This window comes from Microbacterium sp. CR_7 (genome assembly GCF_041954755.1).
Classification (GTDB): domain Bacteria; phylum Actinomycetota; class Actinomycetes; order Actinomycetales; family Microbacteriaceae; genus Microbacterium.
In genome coordinates, this window is sequence record NZ_JAVAYF010000007.1 from 109962 (window position 1) to 135101 (window position 25140).

Here is a 25140-nt window from a genome sequence, read left to right on the forward strand (position 1 = left end):
CTCAGCCGACCGATCCTTCCATGCCCATCTCGATGAGCTTGTTCAGTTCCATCGCGTACTCCATCGGCAGCTCGCGCGCGATCGGCTCGATGAAGCCGCGCACGATCATCGCCATCGCCTCGTCCTCGGGCATGCCGCGGGACTGCAGGTAGAAGAGCTGCTCCTCGCTGACCTTCGAGACCGTGGCCTCGTGGCCGAGCTGCACGTCGTCGACGCGGATGTCGATGGCCGGGTAGGTGTCGGAGCGCGACTTGGTGTCGACGAGCAGCGCGTCGCACCGCACCGTGTTCGCCGAGTGATGGGCGTTCGCGTCGACGCGGACCTCGCCGCGGTATCCGGCGCGACCGCCGCCGCGGGCGATCGACTTCGAGACGATCGACGACTGCGTGTACGGCGCCATGTGGATCATCTTCGCGCCGGCGTCCTGGTGCTGGCCGGGACCGGCGAAGGCGACGGAGAGCGTCTCTCCCTTGGCGTGTTCGCCCATCAGGTAGATCGACGGGTACTTCATGGTCACCTTGGAGCCGATGTTGCCGTCGACCCACTCCATGGTCGCGCCCTCGTGGGCGACAGCGCGCTTGGTGACGAGGTTGTAGACGTTGTTCGACCAGTTCTGGATCGTCGTGTAGCGCACGCGGGCGTTCTTCTTGACGATGATCTCGACGACGGCCGAGTGGAGCGAGTCCGACTTGTAGATCGGAGCCGTGCAGCCCTCGATGTAGTGGACGTAGCTGCCCTCGTCGGCGATGATCAGGGTCCGCTCGAACTGGCCCATGTTCTCGGTGTTGATGCGGAAATACGCCTGCAGCGGGATCTCGACGTGCACGCCCTTCGGGACGTAGACGAAGGAGCCGCCCGACCAGACGGCCGTATTCAGCGCGGCGAACTTGTTGTCGCCGGCCGGGATCACGGTGCCGAAGTACTCCTCGAAGAACTCGGGGTGCTCGCGGAGGGCCGTGTCAGTGTCCATGAAGATGACACCCTGCTGCTCCAGGTCCTCGCGGATCTGGTGGTAGACGACCTCGGATTCGTACTGCGCGGCGACACCTGCGACGAGACGCTGGCGCTCCGCCTCCGGGATGCCGAGACGCTCGTAGGTCTCGCGGATCTCCTCGGGGAGGTCCTCCCACGACTGCGCCTGCTTCTCCGTGGAGCGGACGAAGTACTTGATGTTGTCGAAGTCGATGTCGCTGAGGTCGGCGCCCCAGGTCGGCATCGGCTTGCGTCCGAACAGCTGGTATCCCTTGAGACGGGTTTTCAGCATCCATTCGGGTTCGCTCTTGAGGCTGGAGATCCCGCGGACCACCTCTTCGGAGATGCCACGTTGCGCGACCGCTCCTGCGGCGTCCTCATCGTGCCATCCGAATTCGTACACCCCCAGGCCTTCGAGCTCCGGGCGGTCGATCAGCACATCCGACATCACACACTCTCCTCACAGGTCCCAAAACGGTGTAATCCGCCCCGACACACCTGATCCCCGTCGAGTCTGCGGGAGCGGGTGCCGTTGGTGGGCCCTCATCACCGGCGCTTCCATCGCGCCTAAACTGTTGTCGATGCTTCAGCGCGGTCAGCGCTCATCGCAACAATCCGATTCTACAGGTTCCGCCTGACGACAGGGCCGCTCGCCGTGTCCGCCCCGCGGTTCGGAGAGACCAATGCCCGACACCACCACCGCCCCCTCCCCCCGCTCCGCCGTTCCGGTGGCTGCGCGCACCGACGTGTGGGGACGGATGCTGCGGATCTTCGCCTGGCTGTCGTTCCTGGCTCAGACGATCATCATCGGAACGGGCGGTGCCGTGCGGCTCACGGGGTCGGGTCTCGGATGCTCGGAGTGGCCGCTCTGCACGCCGGAATCGCTGGTGCCGATCTATGCCGATCAGGGAATCCACGGACTGATCGAGTTCGGCAACCGGCTGATGACGGGAGTCGTCGGCATCATCGCGCTCGCGGTCGTGCTGCTGGTGCTGCATCGCGTGGGCGGTCGTCGCCGCGTCGTGTCTGCGCTGTGGTTCGCCGCGGGTGGGGTCGTCGCCGCGGCCGTCGCGTTCGGCGTCGCGACGCTGGTCGCGAGCCTCGTGGCCCCCGGTCAGGACACCCCGGTGTTCTCCGTCGCCACGGCGGTGCTGCTGCTGGCGGTGATCGTCGCGGCCGTGCGATTCACGCGCAACTCCCCGGAGCGCCGAGACCTCCTCGCCCTGGCCTGGATCGTCCTCATCGGCGTCGTCGCGCAGGCACTCGTGGGCGGCATCACCGTGCTGACGGGGCTCAACCCCTTCATCGTCGGATTCCACTACACCTCGTCGCTGCTGCTGGTGTGCGTCACGGCTGCATTCCTGGTGCGCCTCTACGCGGTGCCCGGTCCGCGCGAGCGCGCCGTGCCGCGCTGGTTCGCCGTCCTCAGCCACGTGACCGGCCTCGCTCTCGCCGTGACCATCGTCTTCGGCGTGCTCACCACGGGCTCGGGCCCGCACTCGGGTGATGCCGACGTGCTGCGTCACGGTTTCGACGCGACGGTCCTCGCGCACGTGCACTCCTGGCCGGGATACATCCTCGCGGTTCTCGTACTCGCCCTGACGGTATCGGCCTGGGTGCTGAAGCTCGAACCGCGGAAGTGGCTGCTCGTGCTCGTGATCGCGATCGCGGTACAGGTCGGCGTCGGAGTGTGGCAGGCGCGCGAGGGGCTCCCGCCGCTGCTCGTCGGCATCCACATGGTTCTGGCGTCGCTCTCAGCCGCGACGTACACGGTCGTCGTACTGCACCTGAAGAAGCCGGTCGCCGCCGAGGCCCCGATCAGCTGATCCGGTCCCGTTCTGCGGACCGAAGACGTCGATCCATCCGTCGATCGGGACACCCTCCGCTGATTGGGACGCCGGGATCCGGCCCGGGCACAGGTGATGCATAGCGCTCGCATCAGGGTCTCATCACGCCGTCCGGCACCGTGGCTGACATGAACAAGTCACTCACACGCAGCATCGGCTTCTGGCTCCTCCTCGTCCTCTCGCTCGCCTCGGCGGCGGTGGGCGGATGGCTCGTCGCCGGTCAGATCGGCTCGATGACCACGACGCTGCTCGCCAACACCGCGACGGGTGTCGACGTCTACGTGGGACAGTCGCTCGTCGTCGTGGGAGCGGTGCTTCTGGGCGCAGGCGTCATCGGCATCCTCATCGCGGTCGCACTCACCGCCGTGCAGTCGGTGCTTCCGTCAGCTGCTCCGGTCGCCGTCGAGGCCATCGACTGGACGGCTGAGGAGCCGTCGCCGGAGCCGTCGGAGGCCGCACCCGTCGCAGAGACCGGCGCGGAGACGTCAGAGGATGCCGTCGCGGAGACGACGGAGGACGACGAGCGTCAGAACGGCAGCAGCGGATCGACCGCGACGGCGACGAAGATCAGCGTCAAGTAGGTGATCGAGGCGTGGAACACCCGCATGGGCCGCGCCTCGTTCCCGCGTACGGCCTGGTTGTACAGGCGGTGCGACTCGTAGATGAACCATCCGCCGAAGACGAGGGCGGAGACGGTGTAGACGAGGCCCATGCTCGCGATCGGGATGAGCAGTAGCGAGCAGGCGACAGTCGCCCAGGCGTACAGGATGACCTGGAGGCCGACCTGCGACGCGTTGCGCGTGACGCCGAGCATGGGCACGTCGACGTCGTCGTAGTCGTCTTTGTACTTCATCGACAGCGGCCAGTAGTGCGGCGGCGTCCAGAGGAAGATGAGGGCGAAGAGGATGAAGGCCGGCCAGTCGAGCGAGCCCGTGACCGCAGCCCAGCCGATGAGCACGGGGAAGCATCCGGCGATACCGCCCCAGATGATGTTCTGCTCGGTGCGCCGCTTGAGGATCATCGTGTAGATCACGACGTAGAAGAAGATGGCGGATGCCGACAGCGTCGCCGCGAGCCAGTTCGTCGTGAACCACAGCCAGACCGTCGAGAGAACGGCGAGCGTCCACGAGAAGATCAACGCGCCGCGCGGGGTGATCTCCCCCGTCACGAGCGGGCGGTTCTCGGTGCGGTGCATGTGCGCGTCGATGTCGCGGTCGAGGTACATGTTGAACGCGGCAGCGGAGCCGGCGCTCATCGAGCCGCCGATCACGGTCCCGACGACCAGCCACATGTTCGGGAGTCCCCCCTGGGCGAGGAACATCACGGGGACGGTCGACACCAGCAGGAGTTCGAGGACGCGCGGCTTGGTGAGGGCTACGTACGCCTTCACCGTGCGACCGATGGACTTCTTCACAACGGTCTGATCAGACATCGTCGAGATCTCGATCGCCTCCTCCGCACGCGTCACGACAGCTTTTCCAGTCTAAGGCACGCGGATGCCGGTCCCGAGCGCCCTGCGGGCCCGCACGTGCCTGTGGATAACGCCGGCGAGCCGCACGGAGATCCGTCTACCGTGACCGGATGCCCCTCCGCTCCAACTCCTCGAGTCTCGCCCTCGGCGCCGTCGCCGTGCTCCTCGGAATGCTGTCCGCCTGCGCGCCTCCGCCCGGACCGACGCCGTCACCGACACCCGCATTCGCGACCGAGGAGGAAGCGTTCGCGGCCGCGGAGAAGGTGTACCGGGAGTATGTCGAGGCCGCCAACCGGGGCGGGAAAGACAGTGCATTCCTCGCCGGCAAGGCGCTAGAAAGCGAGATTGAGACCAACCGGTACCTCAAAGCAAACGATCTGGTGCTCGAAGGATCGCTTCTCATCAATGATGTGCACGGGGTGTCAGCTACTTTCGACACGCCGGTCGCGGAAGTTCTCTTGGAGATCTGCGTCGATGTCTCTCAATCGAGGGTGCTCAATTCCGCTGGAGCTGATGTGACGCCTCCATCCCGAGCGGGCACGTGGCTGCTCTTGGTGACGTTCGTGGGGACAAGGGATCATTTACTGGTTTCCGACTCGTCGCCAGTCGAGGATCGGTCGTGTTAGCGAGACTGGGGGTCATCGCCGCATCAGTGCTTGCGTCATTGGGGCCCGGCGTCCATGCCTCCGCATGCTCCGTAGACGCGCTGAAAGCTGGTGTTTGTGGTGCAGCGATCGGCGATTCTGCGATTACGGTTTCGGCGACTCAAAGGCAATCGCATCGCGACGTCGATCCGCCGTCGCTCTCTCCGGAGCACCAACGGGAGCCGGTCATTCCTCCGCTAATCTGCCAGCCAGGTGCGGCAATGACCACCACGTGCCGCGAAGTCGTGTTCCCTCCATCGGAGCCGACCCAGGCTCTCGCACGCGGGGTGATGCTATCCGACCTAGCGCGATTCGCCCCCGATCCGTCGTCGTTCAGTCTCGAGCCGGGCGGTGTGGGAGTCGCAGGGTTGCCAACGAACTTCGTCGTGCTAGCCGCGCCCCACACGCGCACTGAGTCAGTTCTAGACACTCCGGTGAGTATCCGCTTCACCCCCGTCGCGTACGAGTACACCTACGGCGACGGCACGTCCGCATCGATCACGACTCCCGGACGGACCTGGGCGGATCTCGGCCAAGCACAGTTCACGCCGACTCCCACCAGCCACGTGTACCGCCTGCGCGGCGTCTACTTCGCCGACGTGGACGTCCGCTACACGGCCGAGGTCGACCTCGGCGGCGGATGGATGCCCGTGACAGGAGAAGTCCGCACCGACGGCCCCCCGCAGCGCATCCGCGTTCTCGAAGCCCGCACCGCCCTCGTGGCCCACACCTGCACGGAGCGCCGCGATGCACCGGGCTGCTGAGAGAACCGGCCGGCGGATGCCGCACGTCACCGTCTTGACCACCGGCGCACTGTTCGCGCTCGCGTCCGCCCTGGCCGGATGCGGTACCTCTTCCGCACCCGCACCGACGCCGACCACCGCCTTCGCGAGTGAAGCGGAAGCGTTCGCGGAAGCCGAGAAGGTGTACCGGGCCTACAACGAAGCAGGAAACGCCCGTAACGCGGGCTTGACCGAGCCCGAGCCGCAGCAGTTCCTGGTCGGCGAGGCACTCGAGCGTGACATCGACGCGCAGAACACGTTCGCGGCCAATGGACTATCCGTGACGGGAGAGGTCGTCGTCGCTGGTTTCAATCCGGTCAGCGCCGACACCAACGACAGCCGAGCGTCAGTCATTGGCATCGTCTGCCTCGACGTCTCCCAGGTCGCGCTTCTCGACGCAAGCGGCGTTGACGTGACACCGGCGGATCGCCCTGATGTGGTCGCGCAACAAGTCACTTTCGTCGGCACCTCAGGACAGCTGACCATCACCCGCGAAGTCACAGAGGACGTCTCGTCGTGCTTACCTCTCTGATCGTCACAGCCGGACTGGCCCTCACTGGTATCTCGGCGACGGGCGCAGTGCACCCCCAAGCGACGTGCTCCAAGGCTGCCGAAGTTACAGGAATGTGCGGAGCTGTAAACGACGGCTCGTCTCTGACCATCTCCGGCACGAAGCAGCAGCCTGCCGCCTCTCCGGCCGCTCGGCGCTCGTCCGGCGGGGACCCCGAGGCTGAACCCGAGCCGCGCCAGGAGCGCGTGGGCTGTCTCGACGGGTGGGGCTTCGGTCGGTGCTACCCCGCTGCTCCCACCCCGAGCCCGGCCCCGAGCCCGGCGCCGATCCCGCCGCAGCCGGGTCGCCCCGCGGTGACGGTGTCCGACATCGCACGGTTCGCTCCGGCATCCATCCGCGCGCACACCGAACCCGGCGACATCGCTGTCGCAGGACTCCCGGCGAACTTCGTCGCCGCAGCCGAGCCCCACACGGTCACGGGAACGCTCTTCGGCGCCCCGTTGAGCGTCCGCTTCACTCCGACCTTCTACGACTACACGTACGGCGACGGGACCACCGCGACTCTCACGACCCCGGGATACTCCTGGGCGACGCTGGGCCAAGCGCAGTTCACGCCGACCCCCACCAGTCACGTCTACGAACGGCGCGGCGTCTTCTTCGCCGACGTCGACATCCACTACGACGCCGAAGTCGACCTCGGTGCCGGATGGACCCCCGTGACCGGCGACATCGTCACCGACGGACCCCCGCAGAGCATCCGCGTCCTCGAAGCCCGCACCGCCCTCGTCGCCCATACCTGCACCGAGAGACGCGACGCGCCCGGCTGCTGAGAGACCACGTTCCGAGGCCCCTGAACCGCAGTCCCAGCAGCGACACGCGGGGCCTGCCCGCGCGGGAATTACCCGCGTCATGCAGCGTTGTAAAGGGGGTAAGCGAGCCGACCCGCGGCGCTATGCTGGGGGGACTCGCGCGCCCGGCGCACATCCACCATCTCCGTGACGAAGCGGACCGCGATGCTGCGATCCAGGCGCTATCGAACTGTTGCAGAAGGGCTTCACCGTGTCGGAATTGCAGTGGGATGAAATCGATCGGCGCGCGGTGGACACCGCCCGTGTGCTGGCTGCGGATGCTGTGGAGAAGGTCGGCAACGGCCACCCCGGCACCGCGATGAGCCTGGCTCCCGCCGCGTACCTCCTGTACCAGCGGGTTCTCCGTCACGACCCGGCCGACACGCACTGGCTCGGCCGCGACCGTTTCATCCTCTCCGCGGGTCACTCGTCGCTCACGCAGTACGTGCAGCTGTACCTCGGTGGCTTCGGCCTGGAGCTCAGCGACCTCGAGGCGCTGCGCACGTGGGGCTCGCTCACCCCCGGCCACCCCGAGTACGGCCACACCAAGGGTGTCGAGATCACGACCGGCCCGCTCGGTCAGGGTCTCGCGTCGGCCGTCGGCTTCGCCTACGCGTCCCGCTACGAGCGCGGGCTGTTCGACCCCGAGGCCGCTACGGGCACCAGCCCCTTCGACCACTTCGTCTACGTGATCGCGGGCGACGGCGACCTACAGGAGGGCGTCACCAGCGAGGCCGGCTCGCTCGCCGGACACCAGCAGCTCGGCAACCTCATCGCGATCTACGACTCCAACCAGATCTCGATCGAGGACGACACGAACGTCGCCTTCACCGAAGACGTCGCGAAGCGCTACGAGGCCTACGGCTGGCACGTGCAGACGGTGGACTGGAAGAAGACCGGCGAGTACGTCGAGGATGTGGCCGAGCTGTACGCCGCGATCGAGGCGGCGAAGGGCGAGACCGACAAGCCGTCGCTGATCATCCTGAAGACGATCATCGGCTGGCCGTCGCCCGGCAAGCAGAACAGCGGCAAGATCCACGGCTCGGCGCTCGGCGCCGACGAGCTCGCCGCCACGAAGAAGGTCCTCGGTTTCGACCCCGAGCAGAACTTCGTCGTCGCCGACGACGTGATCGAGCACACCCGTGGTCTCGCCGCTCGCGCCGCCGAGGAGCGCGCCGAGTGGCAGAAGGCGTTCGATGCCTGGGCCGCCGCGAACCCCGAGCGCAAGGCTCTGCTCGACCGCCTCGAGGCCAAGGAGCTCCCCTCCGACATCACGTCGGCCCTCCCCGTGTTTGAGAGCGGCAAGGACGTCTCGACCCGCGCGGCATCCGGTCAGGTCATCAACGCGCTCGCCGCCGAGCTCCCCGAGCTCTGGGGCGGATCGGCCGACCTCGCCGAGTCGAACCTCACCACGATCAAGGACGCGAAGTCCTTCATCCCGGCCGAGTGGTCGACGCACGAGTGGTCGGGAAGCCCCTACGGCCGCGTGCTGCACTTCGGCATCCGCGAGCACGCCATGGGCGCCATCGTGAACGGCATCGTGCTGCACGGCCCGACGCGCGCCTTCGGCGGCACCTTCCTCATCTTCAGCGACTACATGCGCCCGCCCGTGCGTCTCGCCGCCCTGATGAACGTGCCCAGCATCTTCGTCTGGACGCACGACTCCGTCGCCCTCGGCGAGGACGGCCCGACCCACCAGCCGGTCGAGCAGCTCGCCACGCTGCGCGCCATCCCGAACTTCACGCTGGTGCGCCCCGCTGACGCGAACGAGACCGCCGCGGCGTGGCTCGAGATCCTCCGCCGCCACGAGGGCCCGGCCGGCATCGCGCTGACCCGCCAGAACATCCCGGTGTTCGAGCGCGGCGAGGGTGCAGCATCCGGCGATGTGCTCGCCTCCGCCGACAACGTCTCCAAGGGCGCCTACGTGCTCGCTGAGGCGCCGAACGGCACGCCCGACGTGATCATCGTGGCAACGGGCTCCGAGGTGCAGCTGGCGATCAACGCCCGCGCCGAGCTGGCGAAGGAGGGCGTGAACGTCCGCGTCGTCTCGGCTCCGTCGCTCGAGTGGTTCGACGAGCAGGACGAGGCGTACCGCGAGTCGGTCTTCCCGAAGAGCGTGACCGCTCGCGTGTCGGTCGAGGCCGGCTCCGTGCTGAGCTGGCGCGGCATCGTCGGCGACCGCGGCCGTTCGGTCGGTATCGACCACTTCGGCGCCTCCGCCGACTACAAGACCCTGTTCGAGAAGTTCGGGATCACCACCGAGGCGGTCGTCGCCGCCGCCCGCGAGACCCTGGCCGACAGCGCCAACTGATCTAGGAGCATTTCATGAGCACCCCCACCGCAGACCTCGCAGCCGCCGGCGTCAGCATCTGGCTCGACGACCTCTCCCGCACGCGCATCTCGTCGGGAAACCTGCAGGAACTGATCGACACGAAGAACGTCGTGGGCGTCACCACGAACCCGACCATCTTCGCCAACGCGATCACCAACAAGAACGACACCTCCTACGACGCGCAGCTCACCGAGCTGGCAGCATCGGGCACCACCGCCGAGGATGCCGTGTTCGCGGCCACCACGCAGGATGTCGCCGACGCGCTCGACGTGTTCCGCCCCGTGTGGGAGAAGTCCGGCCACGTCGACGGACGCGTCTCGATCGAGGTCTCCCCCGACCTCGCGCACGACACCGAGGGTACGGTCGCCTCGGCGAAGCAGCTGTGGTCGAAGATCGACCGCCCGAACCTGCTCGTCAAGATCCCCGCCACGAAGGCCGGCCTCCCCGCCATCACCGAGGCGATCGCAGCCGGGATCAGCGTCAACGTCACGCTGATCTTCAGCCTCGAGCGCTACGCCGAGGTCATCGACGCGTACCTCACGGGTCTCGAGAAGGCGAAGGCCGCCGGCACCGACCTGTCGACCATCCACTCGGTCGCGTCGTTCTTCGTGTCGCGTGTCGACACCGAGACCGACAAGCGTCTCGACGCCATCGGCTCCGACGAGGCCGCCGCGCTCAAGGGCAAGGCCGGACTCGCGAACGCCCGTCTCGCCTACGAGCTGTTCGAGAAGTCTTTCGCCGAGAAGCGCGCGCAGGACCTTCTCGCGGCCGGCGCGAACCTGCAGCGTCCGCTGTGGGCGTCGACCGGCGTCAAGGACCCGAGCCTGCCCGACACCCTCTACGTGACCGAGCTGGTCGCGAACGGCGTCGTGAACACGATGCCCGAGAAGACCCTCGACGCCACGTTCGACCACGGCGTCATCACGGGCGACACCATCACGAGCGGGTACGCCGAGGCGCACGAGGTCTTCGACCGGCTCGCCGCCGTCGGCATCGACCTCGTCGACGTCACCCAGGTGCTCGAGGACGAGGGCGTCGCCAAGTTCATCGACTCGTGGCACGACCTCCTCGGTCAGGTGACCGAGGCGCTGGAGGCCCAGCGATGACATTCGCGATCCACGCGTCGGGAGCGGCGCGTGTCGCGATCGACGAGACCGTCCCGGCTCTCGTCCGCGATCTCGTCGCCTCGCGGATCACGAGCGGCGACGCCACGCTCTGGGGTCCGACTGCAGAGGCGGAGGCCTCCGTACGCCTCGGGTGGGTGGAGGCCGTGTCGATCTCGCGGCCCCTGGTCGCAGAGATCGTCGCGCTGCGCGACGAGCTGCAGGCGAAGGGCGTGACCCGCGTGGTCCTCGCGGGCATGGGCGGATCGTCGCTGGCCCCCGAGGTCATCGCGCAGACCGCCGGCGTTCCGCTGATCATCCTCGACTCGACCGCGCCGGGCCAGGTTCTCGCCGCCCTCGACGACGGCCTGGAGCAGACGGCCCTCGTCGTCTCCTCTAAGTCGGGCTCGACCGTCGAGACCGACTCGCAGCGTCGCACTTTCGAAGCGGCCTTCCGCGATCTCGGCATCGACCCGACCGACCGCATCATCGTCGTCACCGACCCGGGCTCTCCGCTCGACTCCGCGGCGCGCGAGGCGGGCTACCGCGTGTTCAACGCCGACCCGAACGTCGGCGGACGCTACTCGGCGCTCACCGCGTTCGGACTGGTGCCCTCGGGTCTCGCCGGTGTCGACATCGACGAGCTGCTGAACGAGGCCGAGGCGTCGCTGCTCGAGGTCGCCGTCGACTCCGCCGAGAACCCCGCGCTGCGCCTCGGTGCCGCGATCGCCGCCACGTCACCCCGCCGCGACAAACTCGGCCTCGTCACAGACGGCACCCACATCAACGGTCTGCCGGACTGGATCGAGCAGCTGATCGCCGAATCGACCGGGAAGGACGCCACCGGCATCCTTCCCGTCGTCCTGCTGCCCGTCTCGCCCGAGCTCGAGACGCAGCCCGCCGATCTGCAGATCGTGCGGCTCGTCGACGACGCCGCCGAGTTCCACCTGCGTGAGCGTCACCAGGGCGAGATCCTGGTGAGCGGCACGCTGGGCGCGCAGTTCATCGTGTGGGAGTACGCGACGGCTATCGCCGGTCACCTGCTCGGGATCAACCCGTTCGACCAGCCCGACGTCGAGTCCGCGAAGGTGGCCGCCCGCGGTCTGCTCGACGCCCGCCCCGAGGCGACCGCTCCGGTGTTCGTCCAGGACGGCGTCGAGGTGCGCGTGTCCGACCCGGCACTCGCGACCTCCGGCAACGTCGAAGGAGTGCTCGACGCGCTCTGGGCGCGGCTCCCCGAGGACGGATACGTCTCGATCCAGGCCTACGTGAACCGCCTCGACCTGCCGCAGGTGCAGGGTCTCCGTGAGCTCGTGGCCGCCGACTCCGGTCGCCCGACCACGTTCGGCTGGGGCCCGCGCTTCCTGCACTCCACCGGCCAGTACCACAAGGGCGGTCCGGCTCAGGGCGTGTACCTGCAGATCCTGGAGCGCACCGACGTCGACCTCGAGATCCCCGGTCGACCGTTCACGTTCGGTCAGCTCATCGAGGCGCAGGCCGCTGGCGACGCCGGTGTCCTCGCCGAGCACGGTCGTCCGGTCGTCACCCTGACGATCACCGATTCGTCGGCCGACGTGCTCACCCTCTTCGAAGCAGCTCAGAAGTAACAGCCTGGAGAATCTCTCACCGATGTCCGTTCCCATCTCGCGCGCACACAATCCGCTGCGCGACCCCGACGACCGCCGCCTCAACCGGATCGCCGGGCCCAGTGCCCTCGTGATCTTCGGCGTCACGGGCGACCTGTCCCGCAAGAAGCTCATGCCGGCCGTGTACGACCTGGCCAACCGCGGTCTGCTGCCCCCCGGCTTCGCTCTCGTCGGGTTCGCTCGACGCGACTGGGAGGACCAAGACTTCGCGCAGGTCGTCTACGACGCCGTCAAGCAGCACGCACGCACGCCTTTCCGTGAGGAGACGTGGACCCAGCTGCTGCAGGGCATCCGCTTCGTGTCGGGTGAGTTCGACAACCCCGAGTCGTTCCGCAAGCTGCGCGAGACGGTCGAGAAGCTCGACGTCGAGCGCGGCACGATGGGCAACCACGCCTACTACCTGTCGATCCCGCCGAAGGACTTCCCGCTCGTCGCGAAGCAGCTCAAGGACTCCGGCCTGGTCGGAGCCGACGCCGACGACGCCGAGCACTGGCGCCGCGTGGTGATCGAGAAGCCGTTCGGGCACGACCTCGAGTCCGCGCGCGAGCTGAACGAGGCTCTCGAGGTGGCGTTCGCACCCGACTCGATCTTCCGGATCGACCACTACCTCGGCAAGGAGACAGTCCAGAACATCCTGGCGCTGCGCTTCGCCAACGAGCTGTACGAGCCCATCTGGAACCGCAACTACGTCGACCACGTGCAGATCACGATGGCCGAGGACATCGGCGTGGGGGGCCGGGCCGGCTACTACGACGGCGTCGGCGCGGCGCGTGACGTCATCCAGAATCACCTCCTGCAGCTGCTCGCGCTCACGGCGATGGAGGAGCCGATCAGCCTCTCCGCCGAGCACCTCCGCGCTGAGAAGGAGAAGGTGCTGGCTGCGGTCCACGTGCCGGACGACCTCTCGCTCGCCACGGCGCGCGGTCAGTACGCCGGCGGATGGCAGGGCGGTGAGCAGGTCACCGGCTTCCTCGACGAGGAGGGCATGGACCCGAAGTCGGCCACCGAGACCTACGCCGCGATCAAGCTCGAGATCGACACGCGCCGGTGGGCGGGAGTTCCGTTCTACCTGCGGACCGGCAAGCGTCTCGGACGCCGTGTGACCGAGGTCGCCGTCGTGTTCAAGCGTGCTCCCGAGCACCTGTTCGGCCGCTCCAACGCCTCGGAGCTCGGCCAGAACGCGCTCGTGATCCGCGTGCAGCCCGACGAGGGTGTGACGATCCGCTTCGGTTCGAAGGTTCCGGGCAACGGCACCAACGTCCGCGACGTCACGATGGACTTCGGCTACGGCCACGCGTTCACCGAGGCGAGTCCCGAAGCCTACGAGCGTCTCATCCTCGACGTGCTGCTCGGCGACCCGCCCCTGTTCCCCCGCCACGAAGAGGTCGAGCTCTCCTGGAAGATCCTCGACCCCGTGGAGAAGTACTGGGCCTCCACCGGCGGGCCCGTTGACCAGTACGCACCCGGATCGTGGGGCCCGAAGTCGGCCGACGATCTTCTTGCCCGCGACGGACGAGTCTGGAGACGACCGTGATCATCGACCTTCCCGACACGACCGTCAGCCAGGTCGCCAAGCAGCTCGTCAAGGTGCGCGAGGAGGGCGGCGCTGTCGCTCTCGGCCGCGTCCTGACGCTGGTGATCTCGGCCCGCAACGGCATCGCCGAGGCCGCGATCGACGCGGCGAACGACGCCTCCCGCGAGCACCCCATGCGGGTGATCGTGCTCACCACCGGCGAGGGCGAGGCGCACCTCGACGCGCAGATCCGCGTCGGCGGTGACGCAGGAGCCAGCGAGGTCGTGGTGCTGCGCGCCTACGGCGCCGCCGCCAGCAACCAGGAGAGCCTCGTCACCGGTCTGCTGCTGCCCGACGCTCCCGTGGTCGCCTGGTGGCCCGAGGAGGCCCCGACATCGCCCGCGACCTCGCCCCTCGGCAAGATCGCGGCGCGCCGGATCACGGATGCCGCGACCTCGCCCGATGTGCGCGACCGATTGGCCCTGCTGAGCAAGACGCACGAACCGGGTGACACCGATCTCGCCTGGACGCGCCTCACGCACTGGCGCGAGCAGCTCGCCGCCGTGCTCGACCAGCCGCCGTTCGAGGAGGTCACCGGCGTCGAGGTGCGCGGCGCCTCCGCCTCCCCCTCGACCGCTCTGCTGGCGGCGTGGCTGCAGATGGCTCTCGACGTGCCGGTGAAGTGGTCGTACGAGAACCCCGACGCGTGGCAGGAGGGCATCAAGTCGGTGCGTCTCACCCGCGCATCGGGCGACATCCTGCTTGAGCGTCCGAATCCCGGCGACGCCGTGCTCACGCAGCCCGGTCAGCCGGATCACGACCTGCACCTCCCGCGCCGCACGCTGCGTGAGTGCCTCGCCGAGGAGCTGCGTCGCCTCGACCCCGACCTCCTGTACGGTCGAGTCATCACCGAGGGCTGGGAGAAGCTGGGTCCGCCCGAGACAGGAGCATGATGTCGATGCAGACAACGCCCGCGGAGAAGCGGGTCGTGGTCGAGACCACTCCGGGGGCCGTCGCCGAGCGCGTCGCCGACCGGTTCCTCACGCGGCTCCGGGCTCGAACCCGCAACGGTCGCATCGCCCATGTCGCCCTCACGGGCGGATCGATGGGCGGTGCGGTGCTGCGGGCGACGCTCGAGCACCCGCGCGCCGCGAGCATCGACTGGTCGCTCGTGCACTTCTGGTGGGGCGACGAGCGGTGGGTCGCCCGTGGCGACGCCGACCGGAACGCGGTGCAGTCCCGAGCCGCGCTCCTCGACCACATCCCGGTCCCCCCGGAGAACATCCACGAGACGGCGGCCGCCGGCGAGGGTCTGACTCTCGACGAAGCCGCCGAGGCCTACGCCGCCGAACTCGCGCGGTTCGGCACCGACGAGAACCCGTGGCCGTCGTTCGCCGTGTGCTTCCTCGGAGTGGGCCCCGACGGTCACATCGCCTCGCTGTTCCCGGATCGCCCCGAGGTGACCGTGACGGATGCAGCCGTGCTGCCGGTGCGCAACTCGCCCAAGCCGCCGCCCGAGCGGATCACCCTCACCCGTCCGGTTCTCAACGCCTCGAAGCGCGTGTGGCTCGTGCTAACCGGTGCGGACAAGGCGTCGGCCCTCGGTCTCGCCCTCGCGGGCGCGAGCTACACGAGCGTTCCCGCTGCCGGCGCCAAGGGCCGCAAGCGCACGGTGTTCTTCGTCGACGACGCCGCGGCATCCGAGGTCTCCCCCGACCTCATCGATCCCGCGTACTGACGATCCTGCGCGTCAGGACTCCGGGTCGCTCGCCGACCCGGAGGCCTGAGTCCCGGGGTGCTGAGGTGCACCGGAGCCGTCGCTGCCGCGCGTGATGCCCAGCTCCTGGCTGTCGCTGATCACCTGCGGGTGGTAGCGCGCGAGACCCACGACACCCCAGACCGCGATCGCACCGGCGACTCCGAAGATCACGAGCACCCACGGCGGAGCTGCAGCGGCCTCGCCGAGCACGATCATTCCGATCAGCACGGCGATGAGCGGGTCGACGACCGTGAGTCCGGCGATCACGAGGTCCGGAGGACCGGAGCTGTACGCGGTCTGCACGAAGTAGGCGCCCACGGCGGCTGCCGCGATCAGCGCGATCACGCAGACGATCGTGATCCACTCGAAGTCGCCCGCCTGCACGCGCTTGATGACGACCTTCGCCAGCGTCGCGACGAATCCGTAGAGGATCCCGGCGCCGATCACGTAGAAGAGAGCGCGCATGCGGTGGCGGAGGATGAGCCAGCAGGCGCCCAGCACGATGATCACGACGAGCAGGATCGCGAGGATCGTGAACAGCTCGGTGTCGGTGACGTCCTTCTCGGTGGCGAAGATCGCCGCGAAGAAGACGAAGAGGAAGATTCCGCCCACGCAGGCGACGATCGCCGTGATCGACTGTCTCGTCGGCGAGTGACCCGAGATCCGGGCGTTCAGCAGTGTCGTCATCACGAGCGCGATCGCGCCGAGCGGCTGCACGACGATCAGCGGCGCCTGCACCAGAGCGGCGAGCTGGCACACGATCGCGAGACCGAGCATGAGCGTCCCGGCTATCCACGACGGTCGGGTGAGGAGGCCGCGCACCTGAGCGAGACTGAGTCCGCTCGTGCCGGTCGCGCCGCTGAGCCGCTCGACCTTCTCCACGCCGCGGTGCTGATACTGCGCGCCGAGCGACATGAAGACGGCTCCGGCGAGGGCGAGGGGGATGCCGAGGAGCAGTCCGGGGTTCTGGAAGGCGCCCACCAGCTGCTCGGTGACGTCGTCCGCCCCAGCCATCCATACGGAGATGCTCACACTACGACCCTACCCGCCGATCCTCGCCGGATAGGGTTATGGCGTGGCTGTACTTCCGATTCGCATCATGGGCGATCCCGTCCTGCACTCCCCCGCCTCGCCCGTCGAGGAGATCACCGACGAGGTGCGAACCCTCGTCGCCGACATGTTCGAGACGATGGATGCGGCGCCGGGAGTGGGCCTCGCGGCCCCCCAGGTCGGAGTGCCGCTGCGCATCTACACCTACACCTACGTCGATGACGACGATCAGCCGTGGCGCGGCGTCATCATCAATCCCGAGCTGTGGATGGTGCCGCTGGAGCCCGGCGAGCCGGACGAGGACCTCGAGTCGGAGGGATGCCTCTCGTTCCCCGGCGAGCGGTTCGCGCTGCGCCGGTCGGAGCGTGTGAGGGTCACCGGAACCGACCTCGAGGGAACGCCGGTGGAGATCTCGGTGGACGGATGGCGTGCCCGCATCATGCAACATGAGTTCGACCACCTGGACGGCATCCTCTACATCGACCGCCTCTCCGACCGCGACTGGAAGACCGTGCAGAAGATCGCCAGGAAGCGCGGTTGGGGGCGCCCTGGTGCCGCGTGGATGCCGGGAGTGGACGACCTGGAAGGCTGACCTTACCTTTCAGCCCGTTCACAGGCTTCGTGGAGTTGCATCACAGACTCCGACCCCTATAGCGTTCTCGGGGCGGGATACCGATATTCCGCGCCACCAAGAGGCTCTGGGAGGGGTAGTCATGATGAAACTGCGCACACGACGCGCACTCGCGCTCGCCGGCTCGGCTGTAGCGCTGTCCGTCGCACTGACGGGTTGTAGCGCACTGAACGGGATCCTCGGCGGGGGTTCCGGCGACGCCGACCGCGACGAGGAGACCGGCCAGGTCACCGAGAGCGCGAACATCGACATCTTCTCGCTCAAGCTGGGCGACTGCAAGATGGCGAGCGCCACCGGCCTCATCGAGGACGCGGATGTCGTGCCGTGCGACGAGCCGCACGACGAAGAGGTCTACTACGAGATCACGATGGACGATGGCGAGTTCTCAGAGGATGCCATCGACACGGCGTCGCAGGAGTGCATCGGCGACGCGTACACGAACTTCGTCGGCATCGCTTTCCAGGAGTCGACCCTCGAGGTCTACCCGATCACGCCGACCCAGCAGACCTGGGATGAGCTGAACGACCGCGTCGTGCAGTGCGTCATCTCCGACCCCGCCGGGCAGACGACGGGCTCGCTGAAGGGCGCTGCTCGCTGAGCCGACCCGCAGTCGCAGAAAGGGCCTCGCCGATCGGCGAGGCCCTTTCTGCGTCTCGGGTGCGCGAGACACGGTCCGGAAAAAGGAGAACCCCTGGCCTTCAGACGAAGGCCAGGGGTCGTGGCTCCCCGGCTTGGACTCGAACCAAGAACCTGCCGGTTAACAGCCGGCTGCTCTGCCAATTGAGCTACCGAGGAATGTGCTCCGCTGCGCGGGCAACTCGTCAATCCTAGCAAACTCCGACGCGTGCTCGTGACACGGGCCGCACATCGGGCGTGTCGACGCCGGGCGGTCTCATCGCTGCGAATCCGCCTCCGCGTTGGGCACCCAGAGCAGGTCCTTGCCCACTCCCCTGGCGACCACGTGTCCGCTCCGGAGCATCAGCGTCTCGGCGTTGAGCTCACGGATGAAGGCCGCATCGTTGGTGACCAGCAGCGCGCCCATCCCCTCCTCTTTGCGGCGTCGGGTGATGGCGTCGAACACGACCGGGCGCACCTCGAGATCGAGGTTGGCGAGGATCTCGTCGGCGATCAGCACGCGGGGCTCGAGCACGAACGATCGGGCGATCGCGACCCGCTGCCGCATCCCGGCGCTGAGCTCGTAGGGGAACTTCGCGGCGGTGCCGAGCGGCAGGTGCAGTTCGTCGAGCAGTGTGGCGACCCGGATCGACAGGGCCTTTGCGTTGACGCGCTTCTCTCGGATGAGAATCGGCTCGGCGATCACCTCGTTCACCGTGAGCCGCGGCGGCAGGTCGGCGCCCGCGCCCTGCGGCACGAACCCGGTCCGGTAGGTCAGCAGCCGGTGCTTGCGCCCTGGTCGACGGACGTCGACTCCGCACACCTGGGCGCTGCCGCCGACGACGCGTACCGAGGGATCGGTCGAGCCGGCGAGAGCGGCGACGAGGGTCGACTTGCCAGACCCGGTGGGCCCGGCGACGCAGATGAGCTCTCCCGGCCGCAGCGTGAAGCTCACGCCATCGACGGCGCGGGTCGGAGCGCTGTGCCCGATGCGATCGATCACCAGATCAGAGCAGTCGATCGCGTTGGTCGATTCGGGCCGAGAGAACATGACTCCATCCTGCCGTGCCGGCGGGTGCGAGCCCCTCTACGACTCGGCGAAGCGCTGGCGTTCCGCATCGATGTCGCGAAGACGCATCCGCAGCGCTCGGCCACCGTCGGAGTCGGCGGGCACCCGCTGCACGGCACCCAGCAGCTCCTGCTTCTCGTGCTCGAGTCCGCGCATGATGAGCCGACGCGCAAGGTCGGTGGCCGAGGCGACCGCACCTTCTTCGTCGCGGGCGGGGAACGGCGTCATCAGCAACTCGCCCGCCAGGGAGCGGTAGGGCTCGCGCACCGCGTTGACGGCCTCGGTGACCCATCCGGCCCTGGTGCGGTCGGGTGCCGCTGCCACGGCCTCACGCACGGCCTCGAGACCGGGCGTGCGGAACGGGCCTTGGAGCGCACGTGAGAGCAGCGGCTGGTCGAGCTGGTGGCCGTACTGCAGAACGCCCATCAGCGCGTCGCGCTCGACCGCGACGTCGGCGGTGCGGGGCAGGCTCCCGAGCGTCACCGGCGTGAAGCCCTGACCGGGCGCGGCATCCCCGGACGGCGCGTCATCGCGGCGCTGGGACTCGGGGCGGGCGGACGCACCGCCGCGGCGGGCCACCCGTTCGACCTCGTTGTGCACCTCGGTGGGGTCCATGCCGAGTCGCCGCGCCAGGACGCGCTCGTACCCCGGCCGCAGGAGCTGGTCCCTGATCTCCGCGACGATAGGGGCCGCCGCTCGCAGCGCGCCCACCCGGCCCTCGACGGTGGCGAGGTCGAAGCCGCCGAGCTTGCGATCGATCGCGAACTCGAACATCGGCTGCTTGGAGTCCATCAGCCCGCGCACGGCCGCATCGCCGCGCTGCAGTCGCAGGTCGCAGGGATCGAGGCCGTCCGGCGCCACTGCGACGAACGTCTGCGCGTTGAAGCGGTCGTCCTCGGTGAAGGCGCGGAGAGCCGCCTTCTGCCCGGCCTCGTCCCCGTCGAACGTGAACACGACCTCACCCGACGCGTTGTCATCGCCCATCACGCGACGCAGCACCTTGATGTGCTCGGTGCCGAACGCCGTGCCACACGTGGCGATGGCCGTGGTGAGCCCGGCCAGGTGGCAGGCCATGACGTCGGTGTACCCCTCCACCACGACGACCCGGCGAGGGTCGCCCCGCGAGATGTCGCGCTTGGCGAGGTCGAGGCCGTACAGCACCTGCGCCTTCTTGTAGATCGGCGTCTCGGGGGTGTTGAGGTACTTCGGGCCCTGATCGTCGTCGAAGAGCTTGCGCGCGCCGAAGCCGATCGTCTGCCCTGACACGTCGCGGATCGGCCACACCAGCCGTCCTCGGAAGCGGTCGTAGACGCCGCGCTGTCCCTGCGACACGAGTCCTGCCGTGAGGAGCTCCTCGCGAGTGAAACCCTGAGCGCTCAGCGCCTTGAGCATCCCGTCCCAGCCGCGCGGAGCGAAGCCCACGCCGAAGTGCGCCGCGGCACCGGCGTCGAAGCCCCGCTCGCCGAGGAAGCGGCGTCCCGTCTCGGCATCCGCTGTCAGCAGTTGCGAGCGGAAGAACTCCGCCGCCGCCGTGTTCGCGGCGTAGAGACGGCTGCGTCCGCTCGTCTCGGGTGCCGCTCCCCCGTCTTCGTAATGGAGCGTGTAGCCGATGCGGACGGCGAGGCGCTCGACCGCCTCCGTGAAGCTGACGTGGTCCATCTCGCGGAGGAACGAGTACACGTCGCCCGATTCGCCGCAGCCGAAGCAGTGGTAGTAGCCCACCTGCGGGCGCACGTGGAAGCTGGGGCTCTTCTCGTCGTGGAACGGGCAGAGGCCCTTGAGCGACCCCACGCCCGCGGACTTGAGCGCCACCCGCTCGCCGACGATGTCGGCGATGTTGGTGCGGGCCTTGACCTCGTCGACGTCGGCCTGACGGATGCGGGGCATCAGCGCACCCCTTCGATCACCGCCGCGGGCGGAGTGTGCGTCCGTCCGCCCGGTCGCGCGTGCCGCGGCGTCCAGATGCCGACCTCGGCCGGGTCGATCTCGCCCACGAGCCGGTTGTGCCAGTCGATCGCGCTCTGGTCGGTGAGACTCGCGATCTGGTCGACGACGACCCTGGCGCGCTCCGCGTCGCTGGTGGCGGCGAGGAAGTCGGCCGAGAACGCCGGCTCCAGAACGTCGGCGCCGGCCGACCACAGCGCGTCGGTCGACCAGAGCGCGTCTGCGAGGCGCTTCAGCACGCGTCGCTGCTCCTTGTAGACGCCCTTGCGCGCCTCGATGGTGACGATGGCCTGCCCCATGATCCCCTTGAGCACCGCGATCTCGGCCTCGACCACACGCGGCACGACGACGTGCGCGTTGTAGCGCACCAGCACGGACCCCGCATACGCCTCTCGCGTCGCCGAGACCGCCGCCCTCGCGAACCGTCCGATCAGGTCGCTGGTGAGGTTCTTGAGCCGAGCGAGGTCGCGTCGCGAGCGGTCGAACGACGACAGCCACATCGACTGCGACGAGAGCCGGTAGAGCGCGTCGGCCAGCTCATCGCGGGTGAAGTCGTAGCCCACCCACTGCTGGATGCGGTCGATCAGCGCGTCGTGCGCGAGGGGGTCGGAGAGCTGGGCGACGTCGACATAGCCGTTGACGATCGCGTCCTCGAAGTCGTGCACCGAGTACCCGATGTCGTCGGACAGGTCCATGATCTCGGCCTCGATGCAGCGCAGCCGACCGGTGGCGCCCTCGCGCATCCAGCGGAACACGGCTTCGTCCTCGGGATAGACGCCGAACTTGAGACGCCCGCCGGGATCGGGCACGGGGCTGTCGACCGTCCACGGGTACTTGCAGGTCGCGTCGAGACTCGCGCGGGTGAGGTTCAGCCCGACGGAGTGACCGTCGTCGTCGATCACCTTCGCCTCGAGACGGGTGAGGATGCGCAGCGACTGCGCGTTGCCCTCGAAGCCGCCGATCGGCTCCGCCCACTCGTTGAGAGCGCGTTCGCCGTTGTGCCCGAACGGCGGGTGACCGAGGTCGTGGCTGAGGCAGGCGGTGTCCACGACATCGGCCGAGACGCCGAGCGCCGAGGCCAGTTCTCGGCCGACCTGTGCGACCTCCAGCGAGTGGGTGAGTCGGTTGCGGGCGAAATCCGCGGTGCTGGCCGGGCTCAGCACCTGGGTCTTGGCCGCGAGGCGCCGCAGTGCCGCCGAGTGGAGCACACGGGCGCGGTCGCGCGCGAAGTCGTCGCGCTCCGAGCGATGGGTCTCGGCGAAGAACCGCTCGGCGTCGCGGGGGTCGTAGCCATCCGCTCGGGCCGACGCCACGACCTCATCCGCCACTGTTCTCGATCTCCGCACCTCGCATCATCTCGGAGGCCGTCGCCGCGAGCTCGCGCGACTCCAGCCACTTGTCGGGCAGCGCCGGACGCTTCGGCCGACCGGAACGGCCGCGCTGGCCCTCGGCATCCGCACCGGGGTACGGCGCCGAGTGGTCGAGCTGCCCGAGCAGATCGTCGATCTCCTGGAGGCTGGATGCCGTGGCGAGTCCGGTGCGGATGTCGCCGCCCACCGGATAGCCCTTGAAGTACCAGGCGACGTGCTTGCGGACGTCGCGGCATCCGCGGTCCTCGTCTTCGAAGAACTCGACGAGCAGTTCCGCGTGCCGTTTGAACGCGTCGGCGACGAAGCCGAGGTTCGCGTCGACCGTCTTGCCCTCGCCGCCGAACGCGTTGGCGAGTTCGCCGAACAGCCAGGGACGACCGAGGCACCCGCGGCCGACGACGACGCCGTCGCAGTCGGTCTGCTCCATCATGCGCACGGCGTCGTCGGCCGACCAGATATCGCCGTTGCCGAGCACCGGGATGCTGGTCACCGCCTGCTTGAGCTCGCCGATGGCGTTCCAGTCGGCGAAGCCGGAGTAGAACTCGCTCGCCGTGCGGGCGTGCAGCGCGACGGCGGCCGCCCCTGCGTCCTCCGCTGCGCGCCCGGCGTCCAGGAACGTGAGGTGGTCGGGGTCGATGCCCTTGCGCATCTTGACCGTGAGCGGGATGTCGCCGGCGGCCTTGACGGCCTGGGTGACGATGTCGGCGAAGAGCGACGACTTCCACGGCAGCGCGGCACCGCCGCCCTTGCGCGTGACCTTGGGCACCGGGCAGCCGAAGTTGAGGTCGATGTGGTCGGCGTGGTCCTCGGCGACGATGATGCGCACGGCATCCGCGATCGTCTTCGGGTCGACGCCGTACAGCTGGATCGAGCGCGGCGTCTCCGACTCGTGATGGCGGATGAGGCGCATCGTCGTCTCGTTGCGTTCCACGAGGGCGCGGGACGTGATCATCTCGCTGACGTAGAGCCCGGCGCCATACTCGCGGCACAGCCGACGGAAGGCCGTGTTCGTGATCCCCGCCATGGGCGCGAGCACGACGGGCACGTCGAGTGCGATCGGGCCGATGCGGAGGGTGGGAACGGGGGCGGTTGCGACAGTCATGACCTCTCCATTCTCCCAGACACGGGGCCGGTCGCGGCGCATCGACCTAAGCTGTGAACATGAGCGATCCCGCAGTCCGTTCCATCCCCTTCCGCGACGCCGACGGCAACGAGAAGAACCTCGACGATCTGGGCGAGGTGGTGCTCGTCGTCAACGTCGCATCGAAGTGCGGACTCACCCCGCAGTACGAGCAGCTGGAGCAGCTGCAGCGTCTCTACGGCGACCGCGGATTCAGCGTCGTGGGCTTCCCCTGCAACCAGTTCTTCGGCCAGGAACCCGGGTCGATGGAACAGATCCTCGACTTCTGCTCGACCACGTACGGGGTCACCTTCCCGATCAACGACAAGGTCAAGGTCAACGGCAAGAACGCCGCCGACCTCTACAAGACGCTGAAGCAGACCGAGGATGCCGCGGGCAAGGCCGGCCGCGTGGAGTGGAACTTCGAGAAGTTCCTCGTGCTCCCCGACGGCGAGGTCATCCGCTTCCGCCCGAAGCAGAAGCCGGACGACCCCGCGATCGTCGGTGCGATCGAAGCCGCACTCACTCGCTGATCCTTCCCGCGCCTCGCAGAGTTCACCCGCGCGTCACCCGCGCATCCGCCCTGCGCAGGCCTGTCGGGCGCTCTCCGTTCACCTGCTGGTCGGCTCGCCGCCATCCATCGTCCCTAGTCTCGCCGCGGCGAAGTTCGCTCGAGACGAAGGAGACCGACCATGCCCGACCACGTGCCGATCAGCCGGCGCACCGTCCTCACCGCGGGGGCGCTCGGCGCGCTCACCAGCGCCCTGCCGCTCGGTGCCGCCTCGGCGCACGCCTCATCCGCAGAAGCGACGTCGTCATCGCGACCGGCGAAACCCGGCAAGATCCCGCGTCTGCAGTTCCGAGCCGACGGCACGTTCAAAGTCCTGCAGTTCAACGACACGCAGGACGACGAGCTCACCGACCGCCGCACGGTGGAGTTGATCGAGAAGGTCCTGGATCAGGAGATGCCGGACTTCGTGGTCATCAACGGCGACGTCATCACGGGCGGATGCGAGACCCGGCTCGCCGTCAAGCAGGCGATCAACAACGTCGTCTGGCCGATGGAGTCCCGGCAGATCCCCTGGGCGGTCACGTTCGGCAATCACGACGAGGACTCCCTGCCGCAATCGGGCGTCGACGAAGCGGGGATGCTGGCGATCTACCGCTCGTACGACTACAACCTCAACGCCGACAACACCCAGGGCGTGACGGGCACGAGCAACACGATCGCGACGGTCGCGTCGTCGCGGAAGAAGAACCGCGAGGCCTTCGCGCTGTGGCTCATGGACTCCGGCCGCTACGCCCCCGAGGCGCTGAACGGGCAGGACTTCACCGGGTACCCCACGTGGGACTGGGTGCGCATGGACCAGGTCGCCTGGTACCGCCAGCAGTCGCAGGAGCTGGAGAAGCGCCGAGGCGCGAAAGTGCCGGGCCTCATGTTCCTGCACATCGCCCTGTGGGAGCACCGCTTCATGTGGTGGGGCGGCGTGGACACCCGGACGGAGGCCGACGCGGCGCGGGGCCGGGTGCGCCACAACATCGTCGGCGAACGGAACGAGGACGAGTGCCCTGGACCCTTCAACTCGGGGATGTTCAACGCGATCCTGGAACGCGGAGACGTCAAGGGCGTCTTCGTCGGACACGACCACATCAACGACTACGTCGGTGACTACTACGGCGTGAAACTCGGCTACGCGCCGGGCACCGGCTTCGGCGCCTACGGTCTCGACGGCGCCGACCGCAACCGCATGCGTGGTGGTCGTGTGTTCGAACTCACCGAAACGGGCGAGGAGGTGTCGATCGCGACGCGTGTCGTCTACGCCCGCGATCTCGGCATCGACCTCACCGCGAACGACCAGCCGATGGAACCGCTCCCGCTGGCGCCCGCGCAGCAGCGCCTCTGACCTGCGCAA

The 25140-nt window shown here is 68.3% G+C and carries 23 protein-coding genes and 1 tRNA gene; 16 read left to right on the plus strand and 8 right to left on the minus strand.

Translation table 11 applies throughout. The annotated features are described in order from the left end of the window. Nucleotide 1 precedes the first annotated feature (1 nt). Nucleotides 2-1420, minus strand: a complete 1419-nt coding sequence (sufB, locus tag RAC81_RS15395; RefSeq protein ID WP_096715514.1) for a Fe-S cluster assembly protein SufB — start codon at nucleotides 1418-1420, stop codon at nucleotides 2-4. Between the two features lie 235 nt (nucleotides 1421-1655). Here sufB and RAC81_RS15400 point away from each other — a divergent pair, with 235 nt between their 5' ends. Both RAC81_RS15400 and RAC81_RS15405 read left to right on the plus strand, forming a co-directional pair. Further along, on the plus strand, nucleotides 1656-2798 hold the full coding sequence (locus RAC81_RS15400; RefSeq protein WP_375083166.1) for a heme A synthase: 1143 nt from the start codon (nucleotides 1656-1658) through the stop codon (nucleotides 2796-2798). A gap of 149 nt (nucleotides 2799-2947) precedes the next feature. After that, nucleotides 2948-3400 (plus strand): hypothetical protein, encoded by a 453-nt coding sequence (locus tag RAC81_RS15405; RefSeq protein ID WP_375083167.1) that lies wholly within the window; start codon nucleotides 2948-2950, stop codon nucleotides 3398-3400. Here the strand turns inward: RAC81_RS15405 and RAC81_RS15410 are convergent. Beyond that, the gene (locus RAC81_RS15410) at nucleotides 3346-4260 is read right to left on the minus strand and encodes a heme o synthase (protein WP_375083185.1); all 915 of its coding nucleotides are present in this window, start codon (nucleotides 4258-4260) and stop codon (nucleotides 3346-3348) included. The two genes, RAC81_RS15405 and RAC81_RS15410, sit on opposite strands and share 55 nt — an antisense overlap. A 140-nt stretch (nucleotides 4261-4400) precedes the next feature. Between RAC81_RS15410 and RAC81_RS15415 the strand changes: the two genes are divergently transcribed. The 10 genes from RAC81_RS15415 to pgl all read left to right on the plus strand — a co-directional run bounded on the left by RAC81_RS15415 (nucleotide 4401) and on the right by pgl (nucleotide 15407). After that, on the plus strand, nucleotides 4401-4916 hold the full coding sequence (locus RAC81_RS15415) for a hypothetical protein (protein ID WP_375083168.1): 516 nt from the start codon (nucleotides 4401-4403) through the stop codon (nucleotides 4914-4916). 452 nt (nucleotides 4917-5368) lie between these two features. Continuing rightward, entirely contained in the window at nucleotides 5369-5698 is a 330-nt protein-coding gene (locus tag RAC81_RS15420; protein WP_375083169.1) for a hypothetical protein, read from the plus strand. Between the two features lie 16 nt (nucleotides 5699-5714). Continuing rightward, nucleotides 5715-6248 (plus strand): hypothetical protein, encoded by a 534-nt coding sequence (locus RAC81_RS15425; protein ID WP_375083170.1) that lies wholly within the window; start codon nucleotides 5715-5717, stop codon nucleotides 6246-6248. Between the two features lie 92 nt (nucleotides 6249-6340). Further along, complete coding sequence (locus RAC81_RS15430) at nucleotides 6341-7057, plus strand: hypothetical protein (protein ID WP_375083171.1); 717 nt, start codon at nucleotides 6341-6343, stop codon at nucleotides 7055-7057. A 229-nt stretch (nucleotides 7058-7286) separates the two neighbouring features. Continuing rightward, the gene (tkt, locus tag RAC81_RS15435) at nucleotides 7287-9386 is read left to right on the plus strand and encodes a transketolase (protein ID WP_375083172.1); all 2100 of its coding nucleotides are present in this window, start codon (nucleotides 7287-7289) and stop codon (nucleotides 9384-9386) included. Between the two features lie 14 nt (nucleotides 9387-9400). Beyond that, nucleotides 9401-10513: a transaldolase gene (gene tal, locus RAC81_RS15440; protein WP_375083173.1), complete on the plus strand. Its 1113-nt coding sequence runs from the start codon at nucleotides 9401-9403 to the stop codon at nucleotides 10511-10513. Then, the gene (locus RAC81_RS15445) at nucleotides 10510-12117 is read left to right on the plus strand and encodes a glucose-6-phosphate isomerase (RefSeq protein ID WP_375083174.1); all 1608 of its coding nucleotides are present in this window, start codon (nucleotides 10510-10512) and stop codon (nucleotides 12115-12117) included. Before tal ends, RAC81_RS15445 begins: the two co-directional genes overlap by 4 nt. Nucleotides 12118-12139: 22 nt before the next feature. After that, nucleotides 12140-13690: a glucose-6-phosphate dehydrogenase gene (gene zwf / locus RAC81_RS15450; protein ID WP_375083175.1), complete on the plus strand. Its 1551-nt coding sequence runs from the start codon at nucleotides 12140-12142 to the stop codon at nucleotides 13688-13690. Then, the gene (locus RAC81_RS15455; protein WP_096715520.1) at nucleotides 13687-14622 is read left to right on the plus strand and encodes a glucose-6-phosphate dehydrogenase assembly protein OpcA; all 936 of its coding nucleotides are present in this window, start codon (nucleotides 13687-13689) and stop codon (nucleotides 14620-14622) included. The genes zwf and RAC81_RS15455 overlap by 4 nt, the downstream gene beginning before the upstream one ends. Nucleotides 14623-14627: 5 nt before the next feature. After that, a complete protein-coding gene (pgl, locus tag RAC81_RS15460; RefSeq protein ID WP_375083176.1) occupies nucleotides 14628-15407 on the plus strand; it encodes a 6-phosphogluconolactonase in 780 nt (259 codons plus the stop codon). A gap of 12 nt (nucleotides 15408-15419) precedes the next feature. Here pgl and RAC81_RS15465 read toward each other — a convergent pair whose 3' ends face one another. Next, complete coding sequence (locus RAC81_RS15465; protein ID WP_375083186.1) at nucleotides 15420-16442, minus strand: DMT family transporter; 1023 nt, start codon at nucleotides 16440-16442, stop codon at nucleotides 15420-15422. A 61-nt stretch (nucleotides 16443-16503) separates the two neighbouring features. On the opposite strand from RAC81_RS15465, the gene def reads away from it, so the two are divergent. Next, nucleotides 16504-17070 (plus strand): peptide deformylase, encoded by a 567-nt coding sequence (gene def / locus RAC81_RS15470; protein WP_375083177.1) that lies wholly within the window; start codon nucleotides 16504-16506, stop codon nucleotides 17068-17070. A gap of 121 nt (nucleotides 17071-17191) precedes the next feature. Continuing rightward, nucleotides 17192-17707 carry a septum formation family protein gene (locus RAC81_RS15475; protein WP_375083178.1) on the plus strand — a complete coding sequence of 172 codons (516 nt, stop codon included), beginning with the start codon at nucleotides 17192-17194 and terminating at the stop codon, nucleotides 17705-17707. A gap of 121 nt (nucleotides 17708-17828) precedes the next feature. Here the strand turns inward: RAC81_RS15475 and RAC81_RS15480 are convergent. The 5 genes from RAC81_RS15480 to dusB form a co-directional block, all read right to left on the minus strand. Then, nucleotides 17829-17904 (minus strand) — tRNA-Asn (locus RAC81_RS15480). A gap of 97 nt (nucleotides 17905-18001) precedes the next feature. Then, nucleotides 18002-18775 carry an ATP-binding cassette domain-containing protein gene (locus RAC81_RS15485; RefSeq protein WP_096715524.1) on the minus strand — a complete coding sequence of 258 codons (774 nt, stop codon included), beginning with the start codon at nucleotides 18773-18775 and terminating at the stop codon, nucleotides 18002-18004. A 36-nt stretch (nucleotides 18776-18811) separates the two neighbouring features. Further along, nucleotides 18812-20680: a DNA primase gene (gene dnaG, locus RAC81_RS15490; RefSeq protein ID WP_375083179.1), complete on the minus strand. Its 1869-nt coding sequence runs from the start codon at nucleotides 20678-20680 to the stop codon at nucleotides 18812-18814. Beyond that, nucleotides 20680-22050: a deoxyguanosinetriphosphate triphosphohydrolase gene (locus RAC81_RS15495; RefSeq protein WP_375083180.1), complete on the minus strand. Its 1371-nt coding sequence runs from the start codon at nucleotides 22048-22050 to the stop codon at nucleotides 20680-20682. Before RAC81_RS15495 ends, dnaG begins: the two co-directional genes overlap by 1 nt. 4 nt (nucleotides 22051-22054) lie before the next feature. Then, nucleotides 22055-23209 (minus strand): tRNA dihydrouridine synthase DusB, encoded by a 1155-nt coding sequence (dusB, locus tag RAC81_RS15500; protein ID WP_341934224.1) that lies wholly within the window; start codon nucleotides 23207-23209, stop codon nucleotides 22055-22057. Nucleotides 23210-23268: 59 nt separating this feature from the next. On the opposite strand from dusB, the gene RAC81_RS15505 reads away from it, so the two are divergent. Both RAC81_RS15505 and RAC81_RS15510 read left to right on the plus strand, forming a co-directional pair. Continuing rightward, entirely contained in the window at nucleotides 23269-23760 is a 492-nt protein-coding gene (locus RAC81_RS15505) for a glutathione peroxidase (RefSeq protein ID WP_375083181.1), read from the plus strand. A 159-nt stretch (nucleotides 23761-23919) separates the two neighbouring features. Beyond that, nucleotides 23920-25131 (plus strand): metallophosphoesterase family protein, encoded by a 1212-nt coding sequence (locus RAC81_RS15510; protein ID WP_375083182.1) that lies wholly within the window; start codon nucleotides 23920-23922, stop codon nucleotides 25129-25131. Nucleotides 25132-25140 lie beyond the last annotated feature (9 nt).

Bases quoted from the DNA above. Each gene is read 5' to 3' on its own strand.
- sufB (WP_096715514.1), bottom strand. From the start codon at position 1,420: ATGTCGGATGTGCTGATCGACCGCCCGGAGCTCGAAGGCCTGGGGGTG.
- RAC81_RS15400 (WP_375083166.1), top strand. From the start codon at position 1,656: ATGCCCGACACCACCACCGCCCCCTCCCCCCGCTCCGCCGTTCCGGTG.
- RAC81_RS15405 (WP_375083167.1), top strand. From the start codon at position 2,948: ATGAACAAGTCACTCACACGCAGCATCGGCTTCTGGCTCCTCCTCGTC.
- RAC81_RS15415 (WP_375083168.1), top strand. From the start codon at position 4,401: ATGCCCCTCCGCTCCAACTCCTCGAGTCTCGCCCTCGGCGCCGTCGCC.
- RAC81_RS15425 (WP_375083170.1), top strand. From the start codon at position 5,715: ATGCCGCACGTCACCGTCTTGACCACCGGCGCACTGTTCGCGCTCGCG.
- RAC81_RS15430 (WP_375083171.1), top strand. From the start codon at position 6,341: ATGTGCGGAGCTGTAAACGACGGCTCGTCTCTGACCATCTCCGGCACG.
- tal (WP_375083173.1), top strand. From the start codon at position 9,401: ATGAGCACCCCCACCGCAGACCTCGCAGCCGCCGGCGTCAGCATCTGG.
- RAC81_RS15445 (WP_375083174.1), top strand. From the start codon at position 10,510: ATGACATTCGCGATCCACGCGTCGGGAGCGGCGCGTGTCGCGATCGAC.
- zwf (WP_375083175.1), top strand. From the start codon at position 12,140: ATGTCCGTTCCCATCTCGCGCGCACACAATCCGCTGCGCGACCCCGAC.
- pgl (WP_375083176.1), top strand. From the start codon at position 14,628: ATGCAGACAACGCCCGCGGAGAAGCGGGTCGTGGTCGAGACCACTCCG.
- RAC81_RS15465 (WP_375083186.1), bottom strand. From the start codon at position 16,442: ATGGCTGGGGCGGACGACGTCACCGAGCAGCTGGTGGGCGCCTTCCAG.
- RAC81_RS15475 (WP_375083178.1), top strand. From the start codon at position 17,192: ATGATGAAACTGCGCACACGACGCGCACTCGCGCTCGCCGGCTCGGCT.
- RAC81_RS15485 (WP_096715524.1), bottom strand. From the start codon at position 18,775: ATGTTCTCTCGGCCCGAATCGACCAACGCGATCGACTGCTCTGATCTG.
- dnaG (WP_375083179.1), bottom strand. From the start codon at position 20,680: ATGCCCCGCATCCGTCAGGCCGACGTCGACGAGGTCAAGGCCCGCACC.
- dusB (WP_341934224.1), bottom strand. From the start codon at position 23,209: ATGACTGTCGCAACCGCCCCCGTTCCCACCCTCCGCATCGGCCCGATC.
- RAC81_RS15505 (WP_375083181.1), top strand. From the start codon at position 23,269: ATGAGCGATCCCGCAGTCCGTTCCATCCCCTTCCGCGACGCCGACGGC.
- RAC81_RS15510 (WP_375083182.1), top strand. From the start codon at position 23,920: ATGCCCGACCACGTGCCGATCAGCCGGCGCACCGTCCTCACCGCGGGG.